The sequence below is a fragment of the Stenotrophomonas sp. P5_A8 genome (genome assembly GCF_056400545.1).
The window spans coordinates 1-5,212 of sequence record NZ_JBFULB010000275.1; the positions used below are offsets into that span (position 1 = coordinate 1).

The window sequence follows — 5,212 nt, forward strand, 5'->3', positions numbered from 1 at the left end:
GCTTGGAGAGCAGCACGAAGAACTGGTCCAGCCCCGGCGAATGCAGGCCGTGCAGCTTCCATAGCAAGGGCGCGTCGAAATAGAACGACTCCAGCTCATGCACTTCGTCGGCGAGCGCGACGAAGCCGGCCAGCGGCAGCAGCACTCCGGCGAACAGCAGCACGAAACGCCAGGCGTTGTGGGCCATCCAATGGCGGAAACCGGCGGCCGCCTCGGGGGCGGCCAGCACCGTTGGCTTATCCGACGCTTCGGACATACTTGCGTTCGACATAATCGTCGATCAGCGCCACGAATTCCTGGGCGATGTTGTCACCGCGCAGCGTCACCGTCTTCTCGCCATCCACGAACACCGGCGCAGCCGGCGTTTCGCCGGTACCGGGCAGCGAGATGCCGATGTTGGCATGCCGCGATTCGCCCGGCCCGTTGACGATGCAGCCCATCACCGCCAGCGTCATGTTTTCCGCCCCGGGGTGGCTCACCTTCCATTCCGGCATCTTCCCGCGCACGTGGTTCTGTACCACCTTGGCCAGTTCCTGGAAGAACTCGGAGGTGGTCCGCCCACAGCCCGGGCAGGCCGTGACCAGCGGGGTGAAGGCACGCTGGCCGGTGGTCTGCAGCAGTTCCTGCGCAACGATCACCTCGGCGGTACGCGACTGGCCCGGTTCGGGCGTCAGCGAAATGCGGATGGTGTCGCCGATGCCTTCCTGCAGCAGCACCGCCAGCGCCGCCGACGAGGCGACGATGCCCTTGCTGCCGATCCCGGCCTCGGTCAGGCCCAGGTGCAGGGCAAAGTCCGAGCGCTGGGCCAAATCGCGGTACACCGCGATCAGTTCCTGCACGCCACTGACCTTGGCCGACAGCACGATGCGATCGCGCGGCAGGCCCAGCTCGACGGCGGTATGGGCCGAATCCAGCGCCGAACGGATCAGCGCTTCGCGCAGCACCCGGCCGGCATCCCACGGTTGCGCGCGCTGGCTGTTCTCGTCCATCAGGCGGGCGGCCAGCGACTGGTCCAGCGAGCCCCAGTTGGCCCCGATGCGCACCGGCTTGTCGTAGCGGATCGCAAATTCGATCAGCTGCGCGAACTGGGTGTCCTTCTTCTTGCCAAACCCCACGTTGCCCGGATTGATCCGGTACTTGGCCAGGGCTTCGGCGCAGGCCGGCTCCTGGGTCAGCAGCTGGTGGCCGTTGTAATGGAAATCGCCGATCAGGGGCACCTCGATGCCCATCATCCGCAGCTTCTCCACGATGCGCGGGATCGCTGCGGCCGACTCGGGATTGTTGACGGTCAGGCGCACCATCTCCGAGCCGGCCCGCCACAGTTCGGCGACCTGCTTAACGCTGGCGGCCACATCGGCGGTGTCGGTGTTGGTCATCGACTGCACCACCACGGGCTGGCCTCCGCCTACGACCACACCGCCGATACGGACGGCCTGGGTCTGGCGGCGGGCCCACACGGTCGTGTCGGACGGTTGGGTCGGTTGGGTGACGGCGTCATGCATCAGGCTATTTTAGCGCGCCAAACGTGACCGTAGGTGCCAACCGTTGGTTGGCACTCATCTTGTGGTTGGCGCGCATGTTGGCCGACTACGGGACCGCCAGCGCCGATGCGGCCGATTGTCGCAGGCAGGCGGCGCGGCGAGCGCATAGGATGTGCGGTGATGACCGGTACCGACGCCCCCTTCCTCCGCACCTTGTGCAGCCTGCGCTGGCTGGCCGTGGCCGGCCAGGCCGCGACCATCCTGGTGGCCACCTGGGTGCTCGGGCTGGAACTGCCGCAGCGCCCGTTGTGGGCGGGCGTGGCCGCGCTGGCGCTGTTCAACCTGTACGCGCAGCTGCGGGTGGAGAGCGCCGATACCGCGCCAGTGACCGCCTTCTGCCACATCCTGGTCGATGTGACCGTGCTGACCTGGATGGTCGGCTGGAGCGGCGGCATCGCCAATCCGTTCGGTTCGCTGTTCCTGATCCTGATCGCCCTGGCCGCGCTCGCACTGCCGCTGCGCTGGACCCTGGCCGTGGCCGCCAGCTGCCTGCTCGGCTACGCGGTCAGCGGCATCTTCGGCCTGCCCTTGCCCGCCGGCTGGTTCACTGCAATGCAGATGCACCAGTGGGGCGTGGTCTGCAATTTCCTGCTCTCGGCCACGGTGGTGCTGGTGTTCGCCACCCGGCTGGCGATGGCGCTGCGCCAGCGCGAACACGAACTGGCGATGTTGCGCGAGCGCTTCGTGCGCAATGAAGGCATCGTCGCCCTGGCCACCCACGCCGCCTCGGTGGCGCACGAACTGAACACCCCGCTGGCGACGATGACCCTGCTGGCCGACGACATCGCCGACCAGACCAACAGCAGCGAAGTGCGCGACGACGTGGACACGCTGCGCGAGCTGCTGGTGCAGTGCCGCGAACGGGTGCTGGCGCTGGCCCGGCCCGCCGCCGGCGACGCGCCCGGCCGCGACCACGTAACCCTGCCGCAGGTGCTGGAGCAATGGCGGCTGGTACGCCCGACCATCACCCTCAAGCGCAACGACGACGCCCCGCTGAAACTGCCGCTGGACCCGGGCATCGGCCACCTGTTGATGGTGCTGCTCAACAACGCGGCCGACGCCGGCGAGAAGGCCGAGCGCCCACAGGTGGACCTGACAGTGCGTATCGAGGGCGATGACCTCATCGGCGAAGTGCGCGACTACGGCCACGGCTTCGACGCCCGCCAGGCGGTGTTGCCCGGCACCCTGTTCAACAGCGGCAAGGCCCAGGGCATGGGCGTGGGCCTGGCCCTGTCCCACGCCACCATCGAACGCCTGGACGGCGAACTGTGGATGCGGCCGGCCAACGGTGCCGGCACCCGCGTCGGCTTCCGCCTGCCTTTGACGCCTCCGGAGACTTCCGCATGACCTTCCCCGCCCTGCCCGCCGCCAGCCATGGCCTGCTGGTCGACGACGACGAACTCTACCTGCGCACCCTGCAGCGCAGCCTGGCCCGCAAGGGCCTGGAAACGGTCACCGCCAGCGATACCGCCTCGGCGTTGATGCTCGCCCGACAGAACCCGCCGGCGTATGCGCTGATCGACCTGAAGCTCGGCGCCGAGTCGGGCTTGTCGCTGATCCAGCCGCTGCGCGCGTTGCGCGAGGACATGCGGATCCTGCTGGTCACCGGCTACGCCAGCATCGCCACCGCAGTGGAGGCGATCAAGCTCGGCGCGGACGATTACCTGCCCAAGCCGGCTACGGTCCCGATGATCCTGCGTGCGCTGGGCGAAGAAGACGATGGCCCGGCCGACGACGGCGACATGGAGCCACCGGATGCGATGACCCCGATCAGCCGCCTGCAGTGGGAACACATCCAGCAGGCGATGCATGAGACCGGCGGCAATGTATCGGCCGCCGCGCGCCTGCTCGGCATGCATCGGCGGTCGCTGCAGCGCAAGCTGGCCAAGCGACCGAGTCCGGAGCGGCCGTAAAGCCCCCTATCGCGCGAGCCTCGCGGAACAAGGCAGCCACGCCTGGCGTGGCGCTACCGCGTGGGAATCAGCCCTGCGTGTGCGGGGCGTGCTGCGGGTTCTGCTGGCGTAGCTGTTCGTCATTGCTGCGTTCGCGCGCAACCGACTGCGCATCGGCGGCCTGCACCCGCTGGAACGAGGCGTCCACCGGCGTCTGCACCGCGTCGGCGGTCGCCGTGTGCGCCCGCAGGTGGGCCGGATTGTCCAACGCGCCCTGCACCACGAACACGTACTCGCCCGGCTTGGCTTCAGTGCCCTGCTGGCTGAGCACCACGTGATCGACCCGGCTCAGGCCGTTTTCCTTGGCCAGCGGCAACAGGCTGGCGGTGAGGCGCTCGCTGGTGTCATCGAAACTGCGCCCATGTTGGGCGTCGATGGCGGCCACGCCGTCGCGGATCTGCTGGTACATCGCGTGGTCGGGGTGCCCGGCCTGGTCGGGCGTGGGGCGAGGTGCGGGGGTGTCCTGGTGCATTGCGACTCCTGTCTGATGGTGGGCCGGCACCGACCCGTGGCCGACACCGGCGAGAGACTCAGGCCTTCAGCCGACCCAGCACTTCCAGCGTCACCGGATCGGTGATCGCATGCGCCTGGCCCTGCAGCGCCGGCAACAGCTGGCTGGCCAGCTGCTTGCCCAGCTCCACCCCAAACTGGTCGAAGGCGTTGATGTTCCAGATCAGCGACTGCACGAACACGGCATGCTCGTACATGGCGATGAGCGCGCCCAGCGACTGCGGGGTGAGCGCGTCGAGCAGGATCAGCGTGCTCGGCCGGCCACCGGGATACTCGCGGTGCGGATCGTCGCTGCCCTGGCCGTTGGCCAGCGCTTCGGTCTGCGCCAGCAGGTTGGCCAGCAGTGCCTGGTGGTTGACCACATAGGGGTCATCGTTGTGCACGCAGCCGATGAAATCGGCCGGGATCACGCTGGTGCCCTGGTGCAGCGCCTGGAAGAAGCTGTGCTGCACGTCGGTGCCCGCCCCGCCCCACCACACCGGCACGGTGTCGCTGGCGACCGGGCTGCCATCGAGCTGCACGCGCTTGCCCAGGCTCTCCATCACCAGCTGTTGGAGGTAGGCCGGCAGCAGCGCCAGGCGCTGGTCGTAGGTCATCACCGCATGGGTGGCATGGCCGAGCAGGTTGCGGTTCCAGATGTCGGTCAGCGCATGCAGCACCGGCAGGTTCTGCGCCAGCGGCGCGGTCAGCGCGTGGTCGTCCATCTGCGCGGCACCGGCCAGCAGCTGTTCGAAGCGCTCGAAGCCGATCGCCAGCGCGATCGGGAACCCGACCGCCGACCACAGCGAATAACGCCCGCCCACCCAGTCCCACATCGGCAGCACGCGGCCGGCGGAAATCGAGAAAGCCTTCGCGGCACGCTCCGGGTTGGCGCTCACCGCGTACAGGCGCTCGCTGCCCCCCAGCCAATCGTGCAGGATCTGCCCGTTGAGCAGGGTTTCCTGGGTGCCGAAGGTTTTGGAGATCAGGATGCCGGCGGTGGTCGCCGGATCCAGCGTGGCCAACGTGCGCTGCATGGCCGCGCCGTCGACGTTGGACACGAAGTGCACGCGGAAGCGCGCGCCGGTGACCGGCCGCAGCGCATCGGCGACCAGGCGCGGACCCAGGTCCGAACCGCCGATGCCGACGCTGACGACGTCGGTGACGTTGGTGTTTTCCAGCGCGGCGATCAGCTCGCCCATCTGCGCGCGTACCTGGGCGGCCGTGGCG

General features: G+C 68.6%; 5 protein-coding genes and 1 pseudogene. 2 read left to right on the forward strand and 4 right to left on the reverse strand.

Annotated features, from left to right (window positions below; all coding sequences use genetic code 11):
• Positions 1-256: pseudogene (locus tag AC1DQP_RS16075) on the reverse strand (phosphatase PAP2 family protein); the annotation flags it as partial.
• A complete protein-coding gene (gene ispG / locus AC1DQP_RS16080; protein ID WP_256774081.1) occupies positions 237-1,502 on the reverse strand; it encodes a flavodoxin-dependent (E)-4-hydroxy-3-methylbut-2-enyl-diphosphate synthase in 1,266 nt (421 codons plus the stop codon). The gene ispG and the pseudogene AC1DQP_RS16075, both read right to left, overlap by 20 nt.
• Before the next feature lie 159 nt (positions 1,503-1,661).
• Here ispG and AC1DQP_RS16085 point away from each other — a divergent pair, with 159 nt between their 5' ends.
• The gene (locus AC1DQP_RS16085) at positions 1,662-2,888 is read left to right on the forward strand and encodes an ATP-binding protein (RefSeq protein ID WP_256774082.1); all 1,227 of its coding nucleotides are present in this window, start codon (positions 1,662-1,664) and stop codon (positions 2,886-2,888) included.
• The gene (locus AC1DQP_RS16090) at positions 2,885-3,454 is read left to right on the forward strand and encodes a response regulator transcription factor (protein WP_256774083.1); all 570 of its coding nucleotides are present in this window, start codon (positions 2,885-2,887) and stop codon (positions 3,452-3,454) included. Before AC1DQP_RS16085 ends, AC1DQP_RS16090 begins: the two co-directional genes overlap by 4 nt.
• Positions 3,455-3,521: 67 nt before the next feature.
• Here the strand turns inward: AC1DQP_RS16090 and AC1DQP_RS16095 are convergent, their stop codons facing one another.
• Together AC1DQP_RS16095 and pgi are read right to left on the reverse strand one after the other, a co-directional pair.
• Positions 3,522-3,965, reverse strand: coding sequence for an XVIPCD domain-containing protein (locus AC1DQP_RS16095; protein ID WP_256774084.1), 444 nt, complete (start codon positions 3,963-3,965; stop codon positions 3,522-3,524).
• Positions 3,966-4,023: 58 nt separating this feature from the next.
• The coding region (gene pgi, locus AC1DQP_RS16100; RefSeq protein WP_478051998.1) for a glucose-6-phosphate isomerase at positions 4,024-5,212 on the reverse strand (1,189 nt) is incomplete at its 5' end.

What these genes read in the sequence shown, in the direction of transcription:
- ispG (WP_256774081.1), bottom strand. Translation starts at nt 1,502, where the DNA reads ATGCATGACGCCGTCACCCAACCGACCCAACCGTCCGACACGACCGTG.
- AC1DQP_RS16085 (WP_256774082.1), top strand. Translation starts at nt 1,662, where the DNA reads ATGACCGGTACCGACGCCCCCTTCCTCCGCACCTTGTGCAGCCTGCGC.
- AC1DQP_RS16090 (WP_256774083.1), top strand. Translation starts at nt 2,885, where the DNA reads ATGACCTTCCCCGCCCTGCCCGCCGCCAGCCATGGCCTGCTGGTCGAC.
- AC1DQP_RS16095 (WP_256774084.1), bottom strand. Translation starts at nt 3,965, where the DNA reads ATGCACCAGGACACCCCCGCACCTCGCCCCACGCCCGACCAGGCCGGG.